Source organism: Candidatus Phycosocius spiralis (assembly GCF_030158815.1).
In the GTDB taxonomy this organism is placed as follows: domain Bacteria; phylum Pseudomonadota; class Alphaproteobacteria; order Caulobacterales; family Aquidulcibacteraceae; genus Aquidulcibacter; species Aquidulcibacter spiralis.
Map to the genome: position 1 here is coordinate 15,970 of NZ_BPFZ01000014.1, position 22,543 is coordinate 38,512.

Sequence of the window (22,543 nt, forward strand, 5' to 3'; positions counted from 1 at the left end):
CAAGCAAAGCGCGCCCTTGAACCGTTCCAAGTGTTCTTTCTGCTACACCAAGAACAACTCGGCTTTTGCTTTACAACAGTGAACAACTTAATCCACCGACCTCGACATCAAAGCCGCAATCCGCATCGGCATGCCACCTTCTGGCCGCATCGTGATACGCACCAGCGGGCGTATTTTGTGGGCTGGGTTGTGGTCTAGTTGCACCTCGCGCATCAATGTAGCTAAAACCGCCACGGCTTCGTTCAAGGCAAAGCCTAAACCGATGCAAATGCGATGACCGGCACCGAAGGGCATATAGTGATAGCGTTGGCGCTCTAATCCAAGATCAGGGGCGAAGCGATCAGGATCAAACACATCGGGGCGATCCCATTGTTTTGAGTGACGATGCATCGCATAAATGGGCATCAAGATAATGGTGTTCTTGGGAACGGGCATCCCAAGTATGGTCGTGTCGCGACTGGCTTGTCGCGGTAAGGCGGCCACCGGCGGGAACAGGCGCATAGCCTCCAGCACCACCTGACGGGTGAAGGAAAGGGTTTCGACGTGGGCTTGGGTGATGGACGCATCACCGGTGACACTTTGCACCTCGGCACGCACGCGCTGTGCGGTCACACTATCTTGGGATAACAAATATAACGACCAGGTTAATGCCAAAGCCGTGGTCTCATGCCCGGCACCGATAAAAGTGATCAAATTGTCCCGGAGTTCCATATCAGACATAGCCCTTCCGGTCTCTGGATCCTTGGCCTGCATCAAAAGGTCAACCAGATCCCCGCGCCCTGATGGCCCGCTTCGCCTACGCGCCACCATCTGTTGGACAACGCTGCGAAGATAATTGGCCGCGCGGACACCGCGTGGCGACATCAGTTTCTTTAAGGACGGTGGCAAGCCTAAAATGTCGCCAATACTGGGTCGGCCGAGTGTTTCTAAATAGATGCTAATCTCGCGGCTGGTCTCTTCAATATCGATACCCTCCCCTCCCGACAGCATCGTGTCGAGGATGATATCGAACGTTATGCGCACCATGTCTTGGGCAACATCAACTTGCGCACCCACGCCCGCCGCCCGCCAGCGGGCAAGCATTTTTTCAGCTGCCGCACTCATGATCGGGGTCAGTTTAGCCATAGTATCGGGTCGAAAGGCAGGGGCTGCGGCCTGGCGTTGCCACCGCCAATGTGCGCCCTCCGCGGTTAACATCGCTTCACCCAGCGCGGGCTTTAAAAAGCGCAGGAAAATCGAACCTTTACTAAAATCCTCACCGCGATCGAGCAAGATTTCGCGAATGGCCTCGGGCTTAGTCACAAACAGCAATTTTGGGCCATAAGGCGATGGGGCCCAATAGAAATCTTCTTCATAGACGGCGCGCGGCCACGCCTCGATCGGGTTGTCGGCAAGGGTAAAAAGCCGCTTGAATAGAGGAAGTGTCTTTTCAGGTGGCTGGATTGCCGGAGGCTTAAACATGGCATCTTTCGGGTGCATTAAACATGATAAGTAAATATTGCGGGCGTGACTAGCCCAAGATCAATCCTTGGATTTAAATCACGACCCAAAAGTTTGGGCTACATCAAAATCCGGCACATCACCATGTTCCAGATGGAAGTTGATTTAGGTCAATTGGCGCAGCGTATGAGCAATACACCGTCGCCCCTTCAACCAGTGTTTGCATTGAACAGATATGTGTAGGATGCGGGGAAGTTGATTTAAGATTACTCTCAATATGTAACCCCACATAATCATAATGATGCCTAATCTAACTTAAGCTGCCATCATGCCTGATTGACGCAAGAATGTTTCGTGGGGTGGTAATTGGTGAACCGCTTGTGTCAATGTTTGGCGCGCCAAAATCAGCCGCTCTAAGCTGGTGGATGGATCGACCGCCTCGACCAATGGATTATAGCCGAATGGATGGATGCCTTGACCCAAAAATACCGCAATCCAACTCGTATCTGTAAATAGGTCAAATGCGCGCGGTGGGACGCGGCCTGTTTGCTCAAATAAGGCCATGCGTGCCTTCAACGTATCGGGTAAATCCATGTTACGGCAATAATCCCACAAAGGCTCACCCAGTCGTTTATTGGCGGCATAATGGAGCACAAGGAAGTCGCGGATCGATACATATTCTTCAATACCAAGGCGGTTATAGGTCGCCGCATTGGCTTCCTGACTGCTGTGACTTGGAAAAAAATCGAGCAGCTTGGTTATACCAGTTTGAATCAGATGGATCGAGGTTGATTCTAAAGGCTCAAGGAAGCCAGAAGACAGACCAATTGCCACCACATTCTTGTTCCATAATTTTTTGCGCCTCCCGGTCGTAAACTTCAATGGCTTGGGGTCGGCAAGGATTTTACCATCCAGATTGGCCAAAAGCGTATCTTGGGCTTCTTGGTCAGAGATAAAGGAACTGGCATAGACATGGCCGTTGCCAGTGCGATGTTGCAACGGGATGCGCCATTGCCACCCACCTTTGCGCGCGGTGGAGCGTGTGTAAGGGGTTGGATCACTCACCCGCGCGCAAGGAACCGCCCAAGCCCGATCTGCCGGGAGATAAGCACTCCAATCCTCATAGCCGGTTTTGAGCGTTTCTTCGATCAATAGACCGCGAAAGCCCGTACAATCTACAAAAAAGTCACCTCTGATTTCTTCGCCATTGGCTAAGATGATGGCTTCAACATCGCCGCTTTGCCCACATTGGCGCACCGATTGCACTTGTTGGTCGATCCGGCGAACTTGATGGGCTTCGGCAAATGTGCGCAGAAATGCTGCATAAAGGCCAGCGTCAAAATGAAAAGCAGATGTTAGGGTAGCGCCCGGGCTCTCTGGATCTTGGGCTTGAGGCGCATAGCGGCCAAGCCGGGCAGCCAGTGTGCAGAGGGAATAATCGTCCAATACCCCTACTTGGCTATTGCCACGATGACGTAACCAATGATGGACAAAATTGGCTTGATGGAGACTTGGACCATAAACGCCAAAGGGATGGAAATAGCTTTGACCTGGAAGATACCAGTCGCAAAACTCAATCCCTAACTTATAGGTGCCCTTGGTTTCGCGCACAAAATCAACTTCGTTGATGCCAATGATCGCGTTAAAATTACGGATGGGTGGGATGGTTGCTTCCCCGACACCAACCGTTCCAATGTCAGAACTTTCAACCAATGTAATCTTGGACAAATGACCAACGAAACGGGCAAGCGCTGCCGCCGTCATCCAGCCGGCCGTGCCACCTCCAACAATGACAATTGATTTAGGCAATAATCCAGTTTGTAGCATAGCTTTGATCTGCCTCCTCAGGATTTGGTTTCTGCCACTAGCTGATCGCATGCAAAAGGGGCGACGATATTTTCGCCGCCCCTTTCCAATAACATCTTACCTCAAATCACCCAAAAGGTAACTATGGGTTCAAATCGTACCCGATTATGATCCGAACTTAAACTTACCGCCAAGCGAGAAGCGTGTCACTCCGCCAAGGTTACGGAATGGCAAATTCTCAAATTGCAGATATTCGGTCGCGTTTTCACCCGTTAAATTGCTGCCTTCCAAAGTGATTTGGAAGTTTTCAGTGACGTCAAAGGCCAATTGACCGTCCAATTGCCCATAGGCAGCTTGGTAGCGTCCCAAAACAAATTTATCGAAGCCAAAGGTTCCCACAAGGGCCTTATCCCTCCATGCATAGGATAAGTGCGCAGCATAGCCATTTTTCTCAAAATAACCGGTCACATTAAAGGCATTTTTTGAAACACCAGGGATCGGCAGATATTTTTCATAATCGGTGCTGTAGGGCGACTTTGAATCCGAATAGGTATAATTGGCCGTGAAGCCAAAACCATTAGAGAAGTCATATTGGGCAGAAAGCTCTACCCCTTGAATAGAACCACCTTCACCATTGGTCGGTTGGGTAAAGGCACCAACGGTGGAGCCTTCAACGGTCCCGTCCTTAACCGCGCGTGCCACGGTGTTGGACTGAATGAAGGAGTCAATCGATTTGTAGAACACACCGACTGACACCAAGCCTTGACGACCGAAATAATGTTCGAGGGTCAAATCGGCTTGATCGGCTCGGAATGGGTCAAGCTTAGGGTTACCCCCGCTACCATTGGTGAAGGCAAATTTATCTAAGTTCGGACCCGGTGTAGAGACGCGGGTGAAGTCATATTGCGACCCTTGCCCCAATTGGAACAAGTTTTGACGGGCAACCACGCGCGCCAAAGACCCACGCACCTTGTTTGCTTCATCAAAATTATAGATGGCGTTCACACTTGGCAGCACATCGGTATAGTCACGGACAGTGCGTTCGGCCACTGGGTTCATCAAGACACCATTCCAAGAATCAGTACCCCAATAAGCAGGTTCAGTTGGCGAGCCACTGGAATTGACGGTCAATTCAGTTTGGATAACCCGAACCCCTGCATTGATATGGTAATTTTCGCTTGGGCGACCAACATCCAACATCAAATAGCCGTTGTTGGTCTTTTCCTCGACCTTGAAGCTGCTAATGGGGTCACGATAAAACGCAAACGGTGTCGATGGATAAAGCCCCTTAATCCAATCGAGGGCGTTTTTCATCTGATCGCGGTTTTGGAACAAGGCAGTTATCCCACCGACAGTGACTGTTTCAAACCGATTTGGATTGGTAGCAGCTGTTTGATATGGCGTGATTAAAGCTGGCGAATCACCAAATCTTGGACCGTTCTCAGGGGGGCTACATTTTGGCCGTCCTGGAGTATTAACAGGTAATTCGCAGGATTTAAAGCCGATGGCACCATCTTGGAAATAGCCATAAGGCGTCCAATTTTGATTAAATTTCAGGCCGCTTAATTCACCCTTGCCTGAATAGTCCGCTAAATAACGACCATACTCACTATCCACTTTCCTGGTGCCGGTGCGCAACCCAAAATGGACAGTCCACAAGCCATCAAGCTTGTCTGGAGCATCTAAGGTAAAGTCTGCCCGATAGGCTGTGTTCTCAATGGAACTGTTTTCGCCAAATACCCAATGTGATTTTGCAAACACACTGGTTGGCGTAGTAAAAGCACTTGGGGTGGCTGGTCTAAAGGTCGGGAATTCACCATTGATATAATCAAATACCAAAGTCTTGGGTGCAGTTGGATTTGGTATAAAGCCATCTTTGGTGCCATTACGCACGCCATATTGAGTATAGCGCACGTCATTGTTACCAGAAGTGCTCTCATAATCGGCCTGAGACTGATAAGCACCAACATTAACACTTAGTCGTTCATTAATTTCCCAGTTTGCGGACAACTGAAAATTATCAGTTTTGGCTTCGCCATTTTGCACAAAGGAAATGCCTTCAGCCGAATTGGCTGTAATTGTGCCTGACTCAAGCACATTGTTGGCACCGATTTTCAAATTACTTGCTGAATAAGTTGCATTTTCGTTTGCGAATGGAAATTTCAGCGAGGCTTCCTTCGTCAAAATCGTCAAATTAGAGTGAAACCAGTCAAAACGGACATCAATTGTATCGGTAAGACGGAAATCAACATTGATCGAGCCAGCCAAACGTTCACGATCCTGATCACGCTTGGTGATATAACGATATTCAGGTGACCAGATGTTGCTGACTTTCCCATTGCTGAGCGGGCGATCGGTTAAACGCCAATTGCCACGATTATCGCCCCCTAAAGCGTCGGTAATGACATTGCTTTTATCATAAGAAACGCTGGCGAGGATGGCAAAACGATCATTGACACGATAGCCAGTGGTTAAGGAGCCTGAAGGGGTGGTTTCACCATTTTCACTTTGATTGGCGCGGGCTTGCCCAGTGATCAAGAAACCATCCTTAATCGTGCGCGCAGAGCGGGTGCGCAAATTGATGATTCCGCCTAAACCGCCTTCCAGTAAAGTTGCTTGTGGAGATTTATAAACGTCAACCCCACCAATTAAGTCAGAAGGAACACCTTCGAGCGAATCGGTCTGAGTGAAATTGCCTTCCCCAATCCGAAAAAGTTCAAGGCCAGTCAAAAAGATTTCATTGTTGAGCACAACCACATTTTGGTCGAGACCACGGATACGCACCTTGGTGCCTTGACCATTTTCTCTGTCAATTTGTACACCAGGTAAACGCTGCAAGGATTCAGCAATGTTTTTATCGGGGAACTCACCGATATCTTGAGCAGTGATAGATTCAATGATCAAGTTGGAATTGCGCTTTGTGGTCAATGCATCGGCCACAGATGCGCGATAACCGCGAACAACGATTGTATCAACTTCTTGGCTTGTAGGTGTGGCTGGTTCAGCCGCAGGTGTGGATTGGGCATAGGCTGCCCCCGCACTACCCAACATCAAAGCCACGACAGAAACACCCGTACGCAAACGAATTCCTTGAGCGTATTTTACCATTTTCGTCCTCCCAATGGGTGCCAGCTGTCTAACCTCTGGCTACCCTTGCAATTTAATCGACTTAACCGAACAAGTTTAGTCTAGTCACTTGCCCATTTGATTTTTGGCCTATCCTTCATGGCCAATTCATTTTAACCAGCTCAATTATAGCCCAGTTATTCACTGACTGCTCTTGCTGACTGCCTAAGACTGCCTAAGACTGCCCGCCACATTTTCGCTAGAAAATGCTATAAACTGACCCTTATATTCTCCCACTTTCCTAGATAAAACAAGTTGTGGTCACATTTTGCCAATTGCAAATGATGCTTTGCAAAACGTGCAGTAACATAATTTGCCAATAACAAAACAAAATTTGCCAACACGAAATCGCCTCGATCCATGCATTTTGGCCATGCATTTAGGATAGATCCAAAAATTCGGATCGATCTGTGAGTTGGCCGAGCGCTCATTCCTTATCGCGTAAAAATTGACAGCGCTGTTTATGATATGCTGCTCGAAAATGATTGCGCTGTCAATCAAGCATTTTCGACACTGAAAATAATTTTGCATTCCAGCCCTGTCCTGTTGACAAGCCTATCGAATGCGAAGGACTAGGTAGAATATAGAAACTTAATCGGGACAGACGCAGCATGTGGCACGAAACAACAAGCGAACGAAAACAAAGAGTACTGCGCGATTATGAGACGTTGATCACTCGATCCAACAATGCGATTCCCAGTTCGAATGGAATTTTTACGCGTTATCAATTTCCCGTCCTCACGCGCGCGCACGTCCCCTTGAATTGGCGATTTGATTTTTGTGAACGCAACAACCCATTATTCTTGGAACGCTTGGGTGTGAATGCTGTCTTTAATGCAGGCGCGCTTTATCGAGATGGCAAACATCTGTTGATGGCACGGGTTGAAGGCGTTGACCGTAAATCTTTTTTTGCGATTGCTGAAAGTAATCATGGTACCGAAGGTTTTCGCTTTTGGGATCAGCCAGCCGACATTCCAGAAACCAATATTCCAGACACCAACATATATGATATCCGCCTTACGGAGCATGCAGATGGATGGATATATGGCTTGTTTTGTACCGAACGTAAGGATCTAACAAAGCCCCATGACCTAAGTGCAGCAATTGCTGCTTGTGGCATTGCGCGCACGAAAGATTTAAAAACTTGGACGCGATTGGCCGATCTAGATGCGGGACCTGGTCAACAACGCAATGTCACCCTTCATCCCGAATTCGTTGATGGTCGCTATCTCCTTTATACGAGGCCACAAGATGGCTTTGTAGATGTAGGCGGGGGTGGCGGGATCGGCTGGGGGTTGGTTGATGATATCACAGCTGCGCGAGTGGATACACAACAGATTGTGGACAGCCGAGATTATCACACGATTAAGGAAACCAAAAATGGCCAAGGCCCGCCGCCCCTCAAAACACCCCATGGTTGGTTGCATATGGCTCACGGGGTCAGAAACACGGCCGCAGGATTGCGTTATGTCCTTTATTTGTTGATGACAGATTTGCACGAGCCTTGGCGTGTAACCCATGCGCCGGGTGGATATATGATTGCACCTGAAGGTGCAGAACGGCTGGGCGATGTTTCCAATGTTGTGTTTTGTAACGGCTGGACACACAACCCAACCACGGGTGAGATTTTCATCTATTACGCATCTTCTGACACCCGCATTCATGTGGCTCATAGCAGTTTAGAACGCTTATGTGATCATGCTATGCATGCCCCACCCGATAGCTTTACTTCACGAAAGGCCTTTCTGCAAAGGCAAGCCCTGATTAGTCATAATAGTAAGCTGGTTTAGGGTTTCACGGATCTTTTGGATATCTGGGATCGATGGGGAGCTGGTTTGGCGCGACATGTCCAGCTCCCCACCATGTTATATCTGGGCATGATTATCGGCTTAATGATCGGCCTGCTTGTTTCATATCGTTGGGTTTTGCTTGGCTTGGAGCTGCCATAATGAACTCAATCTGCTCTGGATGATCAAGCCATACACTGGGGCCATTGGAATTGCGCACATAGCCGCGCACCCGGATCGAGCGCCCTTGTAGCGCTGTTAGTTCCTGCACCCCGCCGGGCCAGCGCTGAAATGCACTTTGGGGAATAACTGCGGTGACATCGGTTTTAGCATCGGTGCCGAAATTCAAAAACATAACTTTACCCCGCTGTGACGCGCTTGCCACTTTGCCTTCCATCAATTGAAAACTATTGAGACCACCTTGTAGCGCCTCGGGCGTGGCGTAACGCACTTGATAAGCGCGCGAACCCCAAAGCCCCCGCCCTTCGCGGCGCGCCGCCCGCTCTGCCTGCCACAGTTCCCCGATATAGGCGCGATTATCGGCATAGGTGTGTACCCGTGCTAACCCTGCTTTAAGCACCATTGGCTGCACCCAAATCGCCTCTTTGCCAAAGCCTTGTGGAATAAAAACATGGGCGATGGCCCGCCCGCGCCGATCACGCCGCAAACCACTATAGCGCAGCTCAACCTTCTTGCCCAATAAAAGCTTTTCTAAATCCGCACTTGCACGGGCCCCCCATGTATCCCCTGGACGCACACGGGGTGCCTCAATTTGCGCCAGACGAACTTCAAGGCCGCCGTCCAATATAAAGCTATCTCCATCGATAATCTTGATAACCTGCCCACTTTCCCCACGTTCCAAGGCTGGGGTTGCCGCTAAAACCAGCACGGCACCGCATACTAATCCAACAAATCTGAGTCGTTTTGACATGATCATCATCCCCCCCTTCAAGATGCTGTGTTTCGGGTTAATCTAGATTATGTTCTTGTTTTGATCTTGTCGAGTCTTATTTTAGATCATCGCGCAAACTTACATGACTCTATAGGCTAACCATAGGTAATTTAGACCAATTTTTCCGATAATTTCCACAGTTCGCGGGCGGCCACTTGATCAATAGCGTGGGCGCGCACGCCCCTAAAAGGGCTGCCACCCTCAGTATGCAACTCGCTGATATCACAATCCTCACAATAGATGCCGCCAAGACCGGCCAACTGCGGGGAGGTCGCACACCAAACGCTGGTAGCTGCGCCTTGTTCGGGGGTTTTAAACTGCGCATTTAGAGTGCCATGCTGATCCACCCACCCCAAGGCGATCATCTCTTCTTGGGGGAGATGGCGCTGAAGATTGGTCATTATCCCGCCTGGATGCACGCTGAAGGCACGGATTTTATCGGCTTGACCGCGCGCATCCAATTCCACCGCAAATAATGCATTGGCACTTTTGGCGCGGCCATAGGCCAGCCATTTGTCATAAGGCGTGGTTTCAAAATGGGGGTCAGTCAAATCTGGTGCGCCCAACCGATGGCCAATGGAGGATAGTGAAACCACACGCGCGCCCTTGGCTGCTTTCAAATTGTTCCACAAGCCTTTGACCAACTGAAAATGGCCTAAATGATTGGTGGCGAATTGGCTTTCATAACCGCGGGCATCGCGCGTCAAAGGGTTGGCCATTATGGCCGCATTATTAATTAATATATGAAGTGGCCCTTGAAACGCATCGCTATAGCGGGTGATGCTTTGAGGGTCACTCAAATCCAGTTCTCTAATTTCTACAACACCCTTTACATCCGCCAGTTCTTGACGCGCCACATTGGGTCTGCGTGCAGCAACACTAACCCGTGCCCCAGCACCCGCCAAGGCGCGAACAGTCTCAAGCCCCAAGCCAGAATAGCCCCCAGTTACAACCGCAGTCTGACCGGATAAATCGAGCCCAGCGAGCACTTCGTTTGCTGTGCTGCGCATTCCAAAGCCTGATCCAATTGGCTTTTGTAAGTCTGAAATCTGCGCCATTGACTTGACCCTCCCTGCGCTTTCATCCAGCGCCCTCATCGGTGTCGTCGGAGTTTAGGTTTGCTTTTTTGGCCGAATTAGGTGGGCAAGCAAAGCAAAAGCTATACAGTCCAAAGCAAACTCCTTTCAGGTAGCAGGTCTAGCCATGCTGACGCAACCGAATCATGGTGGTAATGGAGATCCTCAAGCAAAAGGATGGAATAGCTTCTTATGGCAGATGGTCATATCATACATCAAGGGTCGCAACACCATCGCACATCTTTGACCAACGCTGTGCCAGCCACCCATGTCGATATCGTCTATCAAGGCTTATTGGCTGACATCTTAGAGCACGGCCAAGAAAGGGTCGATCGAACCGGCACTGGTACCTTGGGGGTATTTGGCCGCCAATTGCGATTTGACTTGGCGGATGGATTTCCCCTCCTCACCACCAAAAAACTCCATACCCGTTCCATCATCATTGAGTTATTATGGTTTTTACGCGGTGACACCAATATTGCTTGGCTGAAACAAAATGGTTGTTCCATCTGGGATGAATGGGCGGATGCGCAAGGTGAGTTGGGTCCAGTTTATGGTAAACAATGGCGCTCTTGGGCAGCACCTGATGGGCGTTCGATTGACCAGATTTCAGGGCTTATTCACGCTTTAAAGTCCAATCCATGGTCGCGCCGACATGTGATTTCAGCCTGGAACCCCGCTGAAATTGACGATATGGCACTGCCGCCGTGTCATTGTCTGTTTCAATTTCATGTCTCCACCGACGGCAAATTATCTTGTCAATTGTATCAGCGTTCTGCTGATGTGTTTTTAGGCGTGCCGTTTAACATTGCCTCCTATGCCTTATTGACCTTGATGCTGGCCCAAGTGGCTGGCCTAAAACCGGGTAGTTTTGTTCACACGCTTGGCGACGCACATCTTTATGTAAATCACCTCGACCAAGCCCGCCTTCAGTTAGCGAGGACGCCCTACCAGCTGCCGCATATGCGCTTAAATCCAGAAAAGACCGATCTTTTTTCTTTTGAATATAGCGACTTTACGCTGGAAAATTATCAAGCCCACCCGCATATAAACGCAGCCGTATCGGTGTGAGTAGATCGAACCGCCATGTCTGGTACCGCTCACTTTAGATCAAGAGAAAGCCAGATCCAAAAGAGGCTGAGAAGCGCTTTTGGTGCCCATTCCGGCACAAAACCGCATGTTGATGATCACCGGGCGTTTTGTTGCATCAAGTCCAGCTTTCCTTGAAATCATCTGGGTGAAGCTTCCGCCCTAAGTTCGCTTCTTGTTGTTGTATAAAAGGAGGCAGACCGCATTTATGGATTCATACGTGCTAATTGGTTCTTAAGAACCAATGCGCGTCAATGGCGCGACACAGACTTGACTCGTCAAAATCGCCCATGAACAAAGAATTTAGGGTATTGGGCTTACTAGGCCTGCACCAAAGCCGTTCCAACCAAAAGCACTTAAACTGGTTTAGCTTTCAGGCTTGCCTTTAGGCTTTTTAAGCCAATGCTTGAGCTTATCGGGTATCTCGCCACCAGCAAAGGCCCAAACCAGAAGTGCCACCCATCCAATTGTGCTCCACCCAATGACAACATTGAGCACAAACATTTGTTTTAAATAAAAGTGGCGGCGCACTATGGCGATGAAGCTTGGCACAAAATAAATCACAAACGTCACCACCACCAGTGTAACCAATAGGCCGGTGCTAGCATTCTCCAGCATAGCCGTCACTTTCTGGTCGAGGATTGGAAGCATGCAGGCAAATCCTGAATCAAGCTGACATGGTGGGTGCATTTACACTGTAATCACGCACCGGGCAAAAGGCAATTATGGCTTAAACTCTGTCTGAAAAGACAAAGACTCAAGTCTCACATGTTCGATCAAATCTGTGGCATAAAGAGCACTTGGTCCTGGGTAGCATGGATCCTACAGTGCAAACGCATCGGAACGCTTGACGGCGTGCGTTTGATCCTCAAACAAGATCAAAAGGAAGCGATAATGGCTATGACCGAGATGTTGATCCCAGCTTTGCCCGATACCACACTATCTGTCCAAGATACGTTTGGCTTTGCTTCTAAACTGATGACACCTGCGTTTAGCCAGCCCAATGAATATGTGCCAGAGCTTGATACAACCTATCAGTTCGACCCCCAAACCACGCGCGCAATCCTTGCAGGCTTTGCGCATAACCGACGGGTGATGATCCAAGGCTTTCATGGCACGGGCAAATCCACCCATATCGAACAAGTGGCTGCGCGCCTGAATTGGCCTTTGGTGCGGGTTAATCTCGACAGCCATGTCAGTCGGATCGATTTGGTTGGCAAGGATGCGATTGTCCTTAAAGACGGCAAACAAATCACAGAGTTCCGCGAAGGCATTTTACCTTGGGCCTTGCAGCGCCAAGTCGCTTTAGTGTTTGACGAATATGACGCCGGTCGTCCCGATGTGATGTTTGTGATTCAGCGTGTGCTCGAAGCCTCGGGACGTTTAACTTTGTTAGACCAAAACAAGGTCATTAAGCCACACCCGGCTTTCCGCCTGTTTGCCACAACCAATACAATCGGCTTGGGCGATACCACCGGCCTCTATCATGGTACCCAGCAGATCAACCAGGGTCAGCTAGACCGCTGGTCCATTGTCACTACCCTTAATTATCTTGATCATGATGTTGAGACCGAGATTGTAGCCGCCAAATTGGGAGAATCTGATCCTAATAAGCGCGCTGAACTCAGTAAAATGGTGCGGGTGGCGGACATGACGCGTAATGCCTTTATGAATGGGGATATTTCCACGGTGATGAGCCCGCGTACCGTCATTAGTTGGGCACAAAATGCCGATATTTTTGAAGATGTCGGCCTCGCATTCCGTCTCACTTTCTTGAATAAATGCGATGAGCTGGAGCGCCCCACGGTTGCTGAATTTTATCAACGATGCTTTGGAGCTGATTTACCCGAAGCGGCGCATCGGGTTCGCGTTGCCTAGCTGAGAGTGGGCGCGACCCAATTGGGATCGTCCATCTCATCGAGAAGAAGTTCCAGTTTGGCAATGACGGCGATGCGGGCCGCTTCAACCCGCTTGTAGGTGAGCTTAGGGTCTTCTTTGGTCGTTGCATAAAGTTTTCGCCCGCGCACCATGAGTTCTAGCCAAGCCTTGATTTCGCGCGGGCTAGCGGTGGCTATATTGGCATGTAATTGGGTTAAGATTAGATTTTGCCAAGCTTGAGCGGTCATGGGGTCTGGTAAGGGCGCTGGCATTGGCTCAGATGGGGTGGAATCGCATGCGCGCGATGGCTGGGCTGCTGTTTCGATGCGGCCCGCACGAGATTTTGCAGCCATACTCACCCCTTTCTTCAGAGATCGGGTCAAATCCTCATACCTCCCTTTGGCGCAGCTCGTCGGGACGTTTCACGTTAATGAGCCCAGGTTAGTAGCTCACGCAAAGCTCCTTTGGGCTGAAGTAGGTAGAGTGTGTGCCAATTGGAGGCCGGTCGGATAGATACCTCCTCAATCATATAGCCTGAAATCACATAGCCAGACAGCTTCCCCTCTATGGGTACACTGTCTACTCATCGTATTCTCTTTGCCATTCATAGGAGCGCTGAGCATTCGTCTCGGACTTGAATTGACAATCTCAGCTGGAATTACCAGCGCCACTTCTTTATTTCTCAGGTCTTCAATGTGTGATCAAACAAACGGGCAGCAAAAAACGGGACAGCAGAACCATCCCGTTTCATGCCAGTTCAACCCAATCTGTTTGATTGGGCACTGATGTATCTAATTGGTGTGGGTCTTAAGATAAGCAACAAGGTCAGCGCGTTTTTGGGAATCCTTAACACCGACAAAGGCCATGATGGTGCCTGGTACTTTGGCTTTTGGATTTTCAAGATAATTATAAATTTCTTGCTCGCTCCATACGATGCCAGACTTCTTATTGGCTTCAGAATAACGAAATCCTGGAACCTGACCGGCTGTACGGCCGATAATATTATGTAAGGATGGCCCGACTTTGTTGACCCCTGCGGTTACAACATGGCACGTCTGGCACTGACGAAAAACCGCCTCCCCCTTAACTGGATCCCCCGATAGGGTCACGCCAGCTTTGTCCTTAATGGCTAACACCATAGCCCCAGCCGAGGCAGCGGCGGCAGCAGGTGCTGGTGTGGCTTCAGCTTTTGGCGCTTCTGCTGCAGGAGTGGTTGTTTCAGCAGCTGGTGCTGGAGCTTCAGTGGCGGGTGCTGGCACCGATTCATTGCTTGCTTGTCCCGCGGGTGCGGTGGTATCGCTTGCCGGTGGCGCTGTTTCGGCTTTTTGGCTCGCTTGCTGACCGCAACCGGTGACTAAGGCTATGGCCGCCAATGATACAGCGATCCCAGATCCCAAAATCTGTCTTTTCATTGTTTTCCCCTTCACTCCGGCATTTATGCCAATGGATAAATTGAAGTATAGTACGAAATTCATTCAGGTCTAGAGTCACACGCTTGTGATCTCGAAAAATGACTGGATAAAGGATTTTTGTTGCGTGAGTTGACGTAGACTAGCAGTCCTGACTAGACGGTTAACCCATATAAGGCGAACATATATGAAGGGGAATGGATTGCAAAAGGTAGGGGCAATTGATGCAGGAGGCACTTCTTGGCGCTGTGCTATCATTGATGAGGATCTTACCATCTTGGCGCGATCAAGTTTTCCAACCACATCACCACAAGAGACTTTGGGGCTGGCGGCTGGCTTTTTTCGGGCGCAAAAAAGCGCAGGACTGGATGTCAGTGTCATTGGCGTGGGTTGCTTTGGCCCCCTTGCCGTTAACCCCAAAGATTCAAGATGGGGGCATATATTGGCTACCACCAAGCCTGGCTGGGCCGGGGCTGATGTTGCAGGTGTCTTGGCCGAGCAAACCGGCGCAAGGATCACCTTAGATACCGATGTTACTGCCGCAGCCCTAGCCGAACGCGCTTGGGGTGCTGGGCAGGGCTATGACGATTTAGCCTATGTCACGGTAGGGACTGGCATTGGGGCAGGGATCATTGTGGATGGCAAACCGATTTGGGGCAGCCTGCATCCCGAAGCCGGACATATGCGCGTGCCCCGTCATCGAGATGATCAAGAATTTGCCGGAATCTGTTCCTTCCATCGCGATTGTATTGAAGGCTTGGCCAGTGCCCCTGCGATGGCTGCCCGTTGGGGCCAAGATGCGAGCGAGCTTGGCGATGATGATATAGCCTGGGATATTGAGGCTTATTATTTGGGCCAACTCAGTGTGAATTTGGTGCTCACCAATGCGATACAGCGCATTATTCTTGGAGGTGGGGTGATGGTTCGCCATGGTCTTGTTGAAAGAGTGGCCGTTTGGGCAGCCAGTTTGCTTGGGCCTTATAGTGTCGGCGGGGAGGGTGAGGTCGGGTTTGACGTCGTAGGGGCAGGCCTTGGACTTGACGCCGGCCTATTTGGTGGGGCGTGGTTAGGGTTAAATCGCTGAACGCCCAAACTTGTTGCATCGGAAGCAACTTGGATCCTTGATCGAAACGCACTTGGGGGTCGTAAAGCCCTATTATTTGCTCACCATCGGGCAGGGGCTTGGTTTCCCAGTGCTGGGGCTTAATTGCACATCCGAAAAAGATAAGTCCCAAGCTGTATTGGCGCTAAAGCGAAGTGGCTCGTGAACATGGGTTAAGTCGATGCCGGCTGCAGCAAAGCAAGACAAAGGTACCATAATGGGCCGCCAAGTTCCGTCGGTGGAACTGGGTAGAATATCTATTAATTTGAACTCTTTACCATTCATACCAAAGTTGGCCCCAGATGGGGTATTCGCACGTGTGTTGACCTTAAAGCTTAGCACCCAACCTTGTTGTGCTGGCTGGCTAAAATCAGCAGCAGGGCCTGTGATAAACACCGATCCACCTGTCCCACTAAAGCTGATCGCACGCCCCGCTTCTTGCGCATTGGTATCAATCGGGGTCATCTGCACAGATGTGCCAGGGCTTGCACCTGTGGAGCTGGTGGTTCGGGTGTCTCCGGTTCGGTCAGATAGAATCAAGCTCCAAGGCGCAATGGGTTGACCGCGCATGAAGAGTTCACGCCTTGAGGTCTCCATTGTTACGCCATCTTCAGAGAGCGGCCCCAATAAATTTACCGAGGTATAGGTGAGGCCGAACCCATAGGCAAAGAGCGGATTGTATGTGGGATCACCTACATTAAGTGGTGTCTGGGTTGGACTGGCAGGCCAAGAAAAAGACAACTTCCCTTTAAAATCGTATCGCGGCGTTTTTTTAGGGGTACCGATCAGAACATCGGCCAAACCACCCCCTTCACTCCCTGGCAACCATGCTGCCACAAAAGCGTCCGAAGCATTGAGTTCTGGATTAACCCACATGGGCCGACCGGATAGAAATACTGCTACAACGGGGATACCATCGGCTTTGAGTTTGCGCATCAGTTTGAGGTCCTTATCCCCCTCTGACTTAAAGTCCAAATGCTCGAGATCGCCCTGAAACTCAGCATAAGGGCGCTCCCCAAATACCACAATGGCAACATCGGGCTTTTGGTTATAAGTGCCCGATACACTCAAAGTTGCGCGCCCGCCTTCGGCTTTGAGGGCCTCTGATAGTCCAGACCAGATGGATTGGCCATTGGGGAAATTGGCGTTGGTATTGCCCGTTCCTTGCCAAGTTAAGGTCCAGCCACCTGACTGCATTGAGATATCATCCGCACCACTTCCAGCCACCAACACATTGGCCGTACTGGCGATAGGCAAAGTTGCATTATTATTTTTGAGCAATACCAAGGATTCGCGCACAGCCTGGCGCGCTAACTGGCGGTGTTCGGGGGCACCCAGAAGGCTAAACTGGCCCTCGAGCCGGGCATGATTGGGCTCAAACAATCCGGCCAATATTTTGGCGCGCAAGATGCGTGTCACCGCATCATCAATTCGGCTCATTGGGATCTCGCCAGCCCTGGCTTGGGTCAAGGTGTTAAGATAGAGGCCACGCCAAGAGTCCGGCGCCATCAACATATCAAGGCCTGCATTAAAGGCCTGAGGGCAGCTCATATTGGAGCATCCCTGCACTTGGCCATGCGCGTTCCAGTCGCTGACTAGAAAACCGTCAAACCCCATACGTTTTTTTACCACACCCTCAAGCAGACTTTGATTAGCTGAGTGCTTGACCCCTTGCCAACTGGAAAAGGAGATCATGATGGAAAGTATTCCGGCATTTATCGCGGGGGGATAGCCTGCTGCATGGATGTGGATCAATTCTTCTTCACTAATGGACGCGTCGCCCTGATCCTTGCCGCCTTTCGTGCCACCATCGGCGAGGAAATGCTTAGCTGAGCCTGCAATGAAACCGGGTTTCATGGGCGCGTCTGGAACCAAGGTGCCCTGCAAGCCCAAAGTGATGGCTGAAGCATAGCTGGCTATGATTTTTGGGTCTTCGCTAAAACCTTCATATGTGCGGCCCCAGCGATCATCGCGGGGTACGGCCAAGGTCGGCCCAAACGTCCAGTCAACACCGGTTGCTGCGGCTTCCAAAGCCGTAACGCGCGCAATTTCGCCGATCAGTTCACGATCATTGGCCGCACCCAAGCCGATATTGTGTGGGAAAATTGTGGCCCCGACCACATTATTATGACCATGCACAGCGTCTATGCCGAAAATCAATGGGATTTTTGTGCCTGAACGTTTAAGCGCTGCGGCACGAAAGCTGCGTATCAAATCAACCCAAGCACCAGGAGTTGCATAGTCATTGCCTGAAGGCGCAGAATTTCCCCCGGCGATAATAGAACCTAATGGAAATTGAGCTAAGTCAGCTGGCGTGATTGATGAAATATCAGCCTGTATCATCTGCCCTATTTTTTCCTCCAGCGTCAAGGAGGCCAATAGCTGAGAGACCCGGGCCTCTAAGGCTGGCGTTCTAAAGGCTTGTGGGCTTTGGGCTAGCGGCCACAGCTGTGGATGTGCGACTGCGGCATTGGCTTGGTTCCCAGAAGCAGGAGGGGGTGTAACAGGGGGTGATGCCAATGCCGAGGTCAAGCAGGAGCAAGCCATTAAGCTTACCAACAAGACAATACGCTTATATCCCATTCAAATACCCCTTTTTAGGACTTGGCTGTTGCGGATGTTGGAAATCTTCTCGGTTTCATCAAATTGGCACATCACAATGTTCACCCTACCAAATTGAATAAGCATGTTGGGTGCAAACCATAATTGCAAATAAATCAATCTTAACCCATTTGCCAGCCGGATCCCCACAAGGTCAAGCAGACTTTGCTGGCAGTTAAGCATGTTCATTTGGTCCACACATGAGGTGCCATCCATGCTGATATCTGAACCGATTGTCCCTTAGGCTAAAGAAAGGTGATCAACCAATCCATGCCATTTTATACCCTCACGCCTATCAAATGCGTTTCCGTTCGGCTGGTGATATGCGCTTTGATCAAGCCACCAGCTTCGCCCCCCGTGATTTGAACTTCAGCGAAACTATTAAGCCGCCCGCGTCCATCACGTTCGAGTAAGACGGTTTGGGTAGTGCCAATCTGGCGATCGAGATAGCGAGTAAGGACCGAATGACCCTTTTGACGTAACGCAGCGGCGCGGGCTTTAATGGTGGTTGGTGCGATCTGAGGCATGTGCGCCGCTGGTGTTTGTGGGCGTGGGGAATAAGGAAATACATGCAAAAAAGTTAAATCCATCTCATCAACTAAGGAGAGCGTGTCGGCAAAATGGTCTTCTGTTTCGGTTGGAAAACCTGCAATTAAATCCGCACCAAACACGATCTCAGGGCGGATGCTGCGCAACCTTCGCGCCAATTGTATGGCGTCTGCGCGGCTGTGGCGACGTTTCATCCGCTTCAAGATTAGGTCTGAACCATGTTGAAGGGAAAGATGCATGTGAGGCATCATGCGTTCTTCATCGGCGAATAAGCGGAAAAGGGTTTCGTCAATCTCAACCGCATCAAGCGAGGAGAGCCGCAACCGGTTTAGATCAGGTACTAACTTTAAAATGCGCTGCACCAAATCGCCCAAACTGGGCTGACCGGGCAAATCAGCCCCCCACGAGGTCATGTCCACGCCCGAAAGCACTACTTCGGGGACACCTTTGGCCACAAGGCGATCAATCATCGCCACCACTTCACCTGCCGGAACCGAGCGCGAGTTGCCCCGACCGAATGGAATGATACAAAAGGTGCAGCGATGGTCACATCCGTTTTGCACCTGTACATAGGCCCGTGCACGGTCTTGCACGCCATCGATCAAATGACCGGCTGTTTCGTGCACACTCATGATGTCATTAACCACAACCCGCTCAGCCTTACCGCCGGCTAAATCCATAAAAGTTTGGGGCGAAGTTTTTTCGCCATTACCGATGACATGATCCACTTCAGGCATAACCGCAAACATCGCAGGATCAATTTGGGCTGCACAACCCGTGACCACAATTGTGGCGTCGGGTTTATCTTTTTTAGCCCGGCGGATGGTCTGACGGGCTTGGCGCACCGCTTCAGCTGTCACCGCGCAAGTATTGATCAAGATCACATCACAGAGACCGGCCGTTTGCGCCAAACCACGCATGGCTTCTGATTCATAAAGATTCAGTCGACAGCCCAAAGTAATGGTTTCAATGGATCCCGGTAAGGCTTGGTTCAAACACATGCTATCATGAAAGGGTAGAACCAGCAGGTCAGTTTGGGTCATGGCGGGTACGTGTATGCTTTCTTTCAGCGTCGCCTGATAACAAGCTATTGCTTAGGGGAGATGGTGTGCCAATATCACAAATGATTGGCAGATGCAGCGCCTTTTGTAGGAGAATAGACCCCATGTTCGGTATGGAATGGAATCAAGGGATGACAATGGGCTATCTTGTGGCGTTAGTCCTGGCGCTATGGGCCATTTTTAACATTCTCCAAAATGAGTATACGGGCCCATTCGGGAAAGCTTTTTGGTCTGTGTTGGTGCTATGCGTACCATTTCTTGGCTTTATCAGTTGGTTGTTGCTTGGACCAAAAGCTACAAAAAATCGCATCGGCTAATCAACTGGACCAAGCCTTACTGTAATTGTGAAACGCCGGTGTAGAAACACCGTGCGACGCAGCCTATGGTGCGCGCATCCAAAAGGTGGCGTCTATGCAAGTCTATCTGCCCATCGCGGAAATGGCCGTAAGCCCGTGGCTGATGGCCGCAATAGGGCTGATTGTCGGCTGCCTCTCAGGTTTTTTTGGTGTAGGTGGCGGGTTTTTGATGACGCCACTTTTAATGTTGATCGGTATCCCTGCACCGGTTGCAGTTGCAGCTGGCGCTAATTTAGCGGCAGCATCTTCCATGTCTTCGGTCTTAGGCCAATTTGAACGGCGCGGTGTGGATTTACGCTTGGGATTAGTCATATCTATAGGCGGTATAATTGGGGTTAGCGTTGGTACCTTGTTATTTGGATGGCTCAAATCCGTTGGTGCCGCAGAAGCAACTGTGCGGATCGCTTATGCGCTTTTATTGGGCACTTTGGGGTCAAGCCTGATTTGGGAAAGCTTCCAGGCGATGACGAAGGCGCGGCGGCGTGTTTCTAGCGAGGATGGCCCTGTTCACATTGCACGCCTAACACGGGATCGATCAAGCCGCCTGCCGTTTCAAATGCGGTTTCCGCGCTCCAGATTGGTGATCAGCATTATTCCGCCCTTAGTGATAGGTATTGGGGTAGGCATTTTGTCGGCGATCATGGGCGTCGGTGGCGGATTCATCCTTATTCCCGCATTGGTCTATATCATTCGCATGCCGGCGAATTTGGTTGTCGGAACTTCAACCTTTCAAGTTTTGATTACCGCCTGTGCGACAACTTTTGTTCAAGCGGTGGTCAATGGCAGCCTTGACATCGTGCTATCGGCCTTATTGATCGTGGGCGGCGTGATTGGCGCGCAGTTTGGCCTTATCCTTGGCCGCAAGCTCAAGGGTGAGCATTTACGGGCTCTATTGGGGGCTATGGTTGTTTTGGTTGCTGTGCGATTGGCCGCCGATTTGATTTTTATGCCGAGAAATCTGTATGAGCTTTCCTCCCCTGGGGGTGGCTTATGAGCCGCTATTTCTTCGTTTGGGGGCTCGTGTTGATGTTATTGGCCCTACCCTTATCCGTCACCCCCGCCCGGGCACAACGAACCCAAGTTGCAGCAGCCTTGGTCGATAATGCTGTTTTGGTCACCTCCAGCTTTACAGGGGCAAAAGTGACAATTTTTGGCTCCGTTCGCGCCGGAGCCATAGGCCAAACCGATATTGTGGTTGCGGTGCGTGGCCCAGATCGACCAGCTTGGATCGGTAAGCGCAAGCGCAGCGCTGGGCTTTGGATAGGGGAAGATCGCATCTATTTCGCTGCTGCACCGACTTTTTTTGGTATAGCTAGTGCAAGGCCTCTCGAAGAAATTGCCCCAAGCGATACTTTGTCGCTCTATGGTCTTCGTCCCAAAGGTCAATTGGACATCGCCAAAATCAGTATCAACTCTCCCTTGCGAGATAGTTTGGTGGACGCATTTGTGGCCCAGCGCCAGCGCGAGAAATTATATCTTGATGATGCAAATGGGGTTCAGTTACTCAAAGGCGGCTTATTTCGGGCTGACATCATGATGCCTGACCGTACGCCGCCTGGACTTTATACGGCCAAAGTTATGGTGTTTCGTAATGGTCGTCCGGCCCAATCCACTTTGACAAGCTTGGTGGTGACGAAAGTAGGGGCCGAGCGCGCTCTATTTGAATTCGCTCGAGATTATGCTATGATCAATGGATTAGTAGGCGTTTGTATGGCGCTTCTGGCAGGCATAGTCGCTGCGAATGTATTTCGACGTTTTGTACCAAATTAGTAATAAGTACTTTTACCAACTCATTGTACCTAGCTAAGTTAACATCCGCCCCAATGGCGTGAGGAGATCGGCATGCGCCGTCGCGATATTGCACCTATTGGGCCTTGGATCATTGGCATCCTTGGCCTTGTTCCTTTTTTTGGTACTTTGGCAGGCAGTATGCTCGCTACCGCCCCCTTAGATGGGGTCTCAACCACTTTGTTCTTTGCCTATGCGGGTGTCATTTTGTCTTTTCTAGGTGGCGCAAGATGGGGATTTGAGATCGGGGCTCGACCTGAGGCACCTGACTTCTTCACCCTATCCTTTTCCGTCATGCCAAGCTTGGTCGGTGCTATAGCCATGTTGAGCCAATATATAGCCCCACTCATCGGCTTGGCGCTTTTGGCTGGGGGATTTATGCTGATGTGGCTTTGGGATTTTGTCTCAAGCGGTGGCAGCACGCGGCGCTGGCCCTTATGGTATCAGCCCCTACGTACAATTCTCACACTAGGTGCCCTTGCGGCGCTTGGCGCAAAAGCTTGGTTAACCCTGCCAAACTGAT

Annotated in this window: 18 protein-coding genes; 8 read left to right on the forward strand and 10 right to left on the reverse strand. The window is 50.4% G+C overall.

Annotation, left to right across the window (positions count from 1 at the left end):
* Nucleotides 1–87 precede the first annotated feature (87 nt).
* The 3 genes from PsB1_RS09930 to PsB1_RS09940 all read right to left on the reverse strand — a co-directional run bounded on the left by PsB1_RS09930 (nucleotide 88) and on the right by PsB1_RS09940 (nucleotide 6,354).
* Complete coding sequence (locus PsB1_RS09930) at nucleotides 88–1,461, reverse strand: cytochrome P450 (RefSeq protein ID WP_284360933.1); 1,374 nt, start codon at nucleotides 1,459–1,461, stop codon at nucleotides 88–90.
* 294 nt (nucleotides 1,462–1,755) lie between these two features.
* Nucleotides 1,756–3,267 (reverse strand): tryptophan halogenase family protein, encoded by a 1,512-nt coding sequence (locus tag PsB1_RS09935; protein ID WP_284360936.1) that lies wholly within the window; start codon nucleotides 3,265–3,267, stop codon nucleotides 1,756–1,758.
* A gap of 144 nt (nucleotides 3,268–3,411) precedes the next feature.
* The gene (locus PsB1_RS09940) at nucleotides 3,412–6,354 is read right to left on the reverse strand and encodes a TonB-dependent receptor (RefSeq protein ID WP_284360938.1); all 2,943 of its coding nucleotides are present in this window, start codon (nucleotides 6,352–6,354) and stop codon (nucleotides 3,412–3,414) included.
* Nucleotides 6,355–6,983: 629 nt separating this feature from the next.
* Here PsB1_RS09940 and PsB1_RS09945 point away from each other — a divergent pair.
* Nucleotides 6,984–8,162 (forward strand): glycoside hydrolase family 130 protein, encoded by a 1,179-nt coding sequence (locus tag PsB1_RS09945; RefSeq protein WP_284360940.1) that lies wholly within the window; start codon nucleotides 6,984–6,986, stop codon nucleotides 8,160–8,162.
* A gap of 91 nt (nucleotides 8,163–8,253) precedes the next feature.
* Here the strand turns inward: PsB1_RS09945 and PsB1_RS09950 are convergent, their stop codons facing one another.
* Together PsB1_RS09950 and PsB1_RS09955 are read right to left on the reverse strand one after the other, a co-directional pair.
* Entirely contained in the window at nucleotides 8,254–9,090 is an 837-nt protein-coding gene (locus PsB1_RS09950; RefSeq protein WP_284360942.1) for a thermonuclease family protein, read from the reverse strand.
* A gap of 131 nt (nucleotides 9,091–9,221) precedes the next feature.
* Nucleotides 9,222–10,169 carry an oxidoreductase gene (locus PsB1_RS09955; RefSeq protein ID WP_284360944.1) on the reverse strand — a complete coding sequence of 316 codons (948 nt, stop codon included), beginning with the start codon at nucleotides 10,167–10,169 and terminating at the stop codon, nucleotides 9,222–9,224.
* Between the two features lie 210 nt (nucleotides 10,170–10,379).
* Between PsB1_RS09955 and PsB1_RS09960 the strand changes: the two genes are divergently transcribed.
* Nucleotides 10,380–11,258 (forward strand): thymidylate synthase, encoded by an 879-nt coding sequence (locus PsB1_RS09960; RefSeq protein ID WP_420887906.1) that lies wholly within the window; start codon nucleotides 10,380–10,382, stop codon nucleotides 11,256–11,258.
* A 384-nt stretch (nucleotides 11,259–11,642) separates the two neighbouring features.
* On the opposite strand, the gene PsB1_RS09965 is transcribed toward PsB1_RS09960, so the two are convergent.
* Entirely contained in the window at nucleotides 11,643–11,927 is a 285-nt protein-coding gene (locus tag PsB1_RS09965) for a superinfection immunity protein (RefSeq protein WP_284360947.1), read from the reverse strand.
* Between the two features lie 243 nt (nucleotides 11,928–12,170).
* Between PsB1_RS09965 and cobS the strand changes: the two genes are divergently transcribed.
* On the forward strand, nucleotides 12,171–13,154 hold the full coding sequence (cobS, locus tag PsB1_RS09970) for a cobaltochelatase subunit CobS (RefSeq protein WP_284360949.1): 984 nt from the start codon (nucleotides 12,171–12,173) through the stop codon (nucleotides 13,152–13,154).
* Here cobS and PsB1_RS09975 read toward each other — a convergent pair.
* Together PsB1_RS09975 and PsB1_RS09980 are read right to left on the reverse strand one after the other, a co-directional pair.
* Nucleotides 13,151–13,507, reverse strand: coding sequence for a hypothetical protein (locus PsB1_RS09975; protein WP_284360952.1), 357 nt, complete (start codon nucleotides 13,505–13,507; stop codon nucleotides 13,151–13,153). The genes cobS and PsB1_RS09975 overlap by 4 nt on opposite strands.
* A gap of 438 nt (nucleotides 13,508–13,945) precedes the next feature.
* The gene (locus tag PsB1_RS09980; RefSeq protein WP_284360955.1) at nucleotides 13,946–14,566 is read right to left on the reverse strand and encodes a c-type cytochrome; all 621 of its coding nucleotides are present in this window, start codon (nucleotides 14,564–14,566) and stop codon (nucleotides 13,946–13,948) included.
* A gap of 184 nt (nucleotides 14,567–14,750) precedes the next feature.
* Here PsB1_RS09980 and PsB1_RS09985 point away from each other — a divergent pair, with 184 nt between their 5' ends.
* On the forward strand, nucleotides 14,751–15,647 hold the full coding sequence (locus PsB1_RS09985; RefSeq protein WP_284360958.1) for an ROK family protein: 897 nt from the start codon (nucleotides 14,751–14,753) through the stop codon (nucleotides 15,645–15,647).
* Between the two features lie 72 nt (nucleotides 15,648–15,719).
* Here the strand turns inward: PsB1_RS09985 and PsB1_RS09990 are convergent, their stop codons facing one another.
* Both PsB1_RS09990 and mtaB read right to left on the reverse strand, forming a co-directional pair.
* Nucleotides 15,720–18,248, reverse strand: coding sequence for a glycoside hydrolase family 3 protein (locus PsB1_RS09990; RefSeq protein WP_284360961.1), 2,529 nt, complete (start codon nucleotides 18,246–18,248; stop codon nucleotides 15,720–15,722).
* Nucleotides 18,249–18,544: 296 nt separating this feature from the next.
* Complete coding sequence (gene mtaB, locus PsB1_RS09995) at nucleotides 18,545–19,816, reverse strand: tRNA (N(6)-L-threonylcarbamoyladenosine(37)-C(2))-methylthiotransferase MtaB (RefSeq protein ID WP_284361050.1); 1,272 nt, start codon at nucleotides 19,814–19,816, stop codon at nucleotides 18,545–18,547.
* A gap of 197 nt (nucleotides 19,817–20,013) precedes the next feature.
* Here mtaB and PsB1_RS11960 point away from each other — a divergent pair, with 197 nt between their 5' ends.
* From PsB1_RS11960 to PsB1_RS10010, 4 genes are all read left to right on the forward strand, one after another.
* Entirely contained in the window at nucleotides 20,014–20,193 is a 180-nt protein-coding gene (locus tag PsB1_RS11960; RefSeq protein WP_420887908.1) for a PLDc N-terminal domain-containing protein, read from the forward strand.
* A 94-nt stretch (nucleotides 20,194–20,287) separates the two neighbouring features.
* Entirely contained in the window at nucleotides 20,288–21,226 is a 939-nt protein-coding gene (locus PsB1_RS10000) for a sulfite exporter TauE/SafE family protein (protein ID WP_284360963.1), read from the forward strand.
* Nucleotides 21,223–22,002: a TIGR02186 family protein gene (locus tag PsB1_RS10005; protein ID WP_284360966.1), complete on the forward strand. Its 780-nt coding sequence runs from the start codon at nucleotides 21,223–21,225 to the stop codon at nucleotides 22,000–22,002. Before PsB1_RS10000 ends, PsB1_RS10005 begins: the two co-directional genes overlap by 4 nt.
* Before the next feature lie 72 nt (nucleotides 22,003–22,074).
* A complete protein-coding gene (locus PsB1_RS10010; RefSeq protein ID WP_284360968.1) occupies nucleotides 22,075–22,542 on the forward strand; it encodes a DUF3429 domain-containing protein in 468 nt (155 codons plus the stop codon).
* Nucleotide 22,543: the final 1 nt, after the last annotated feature.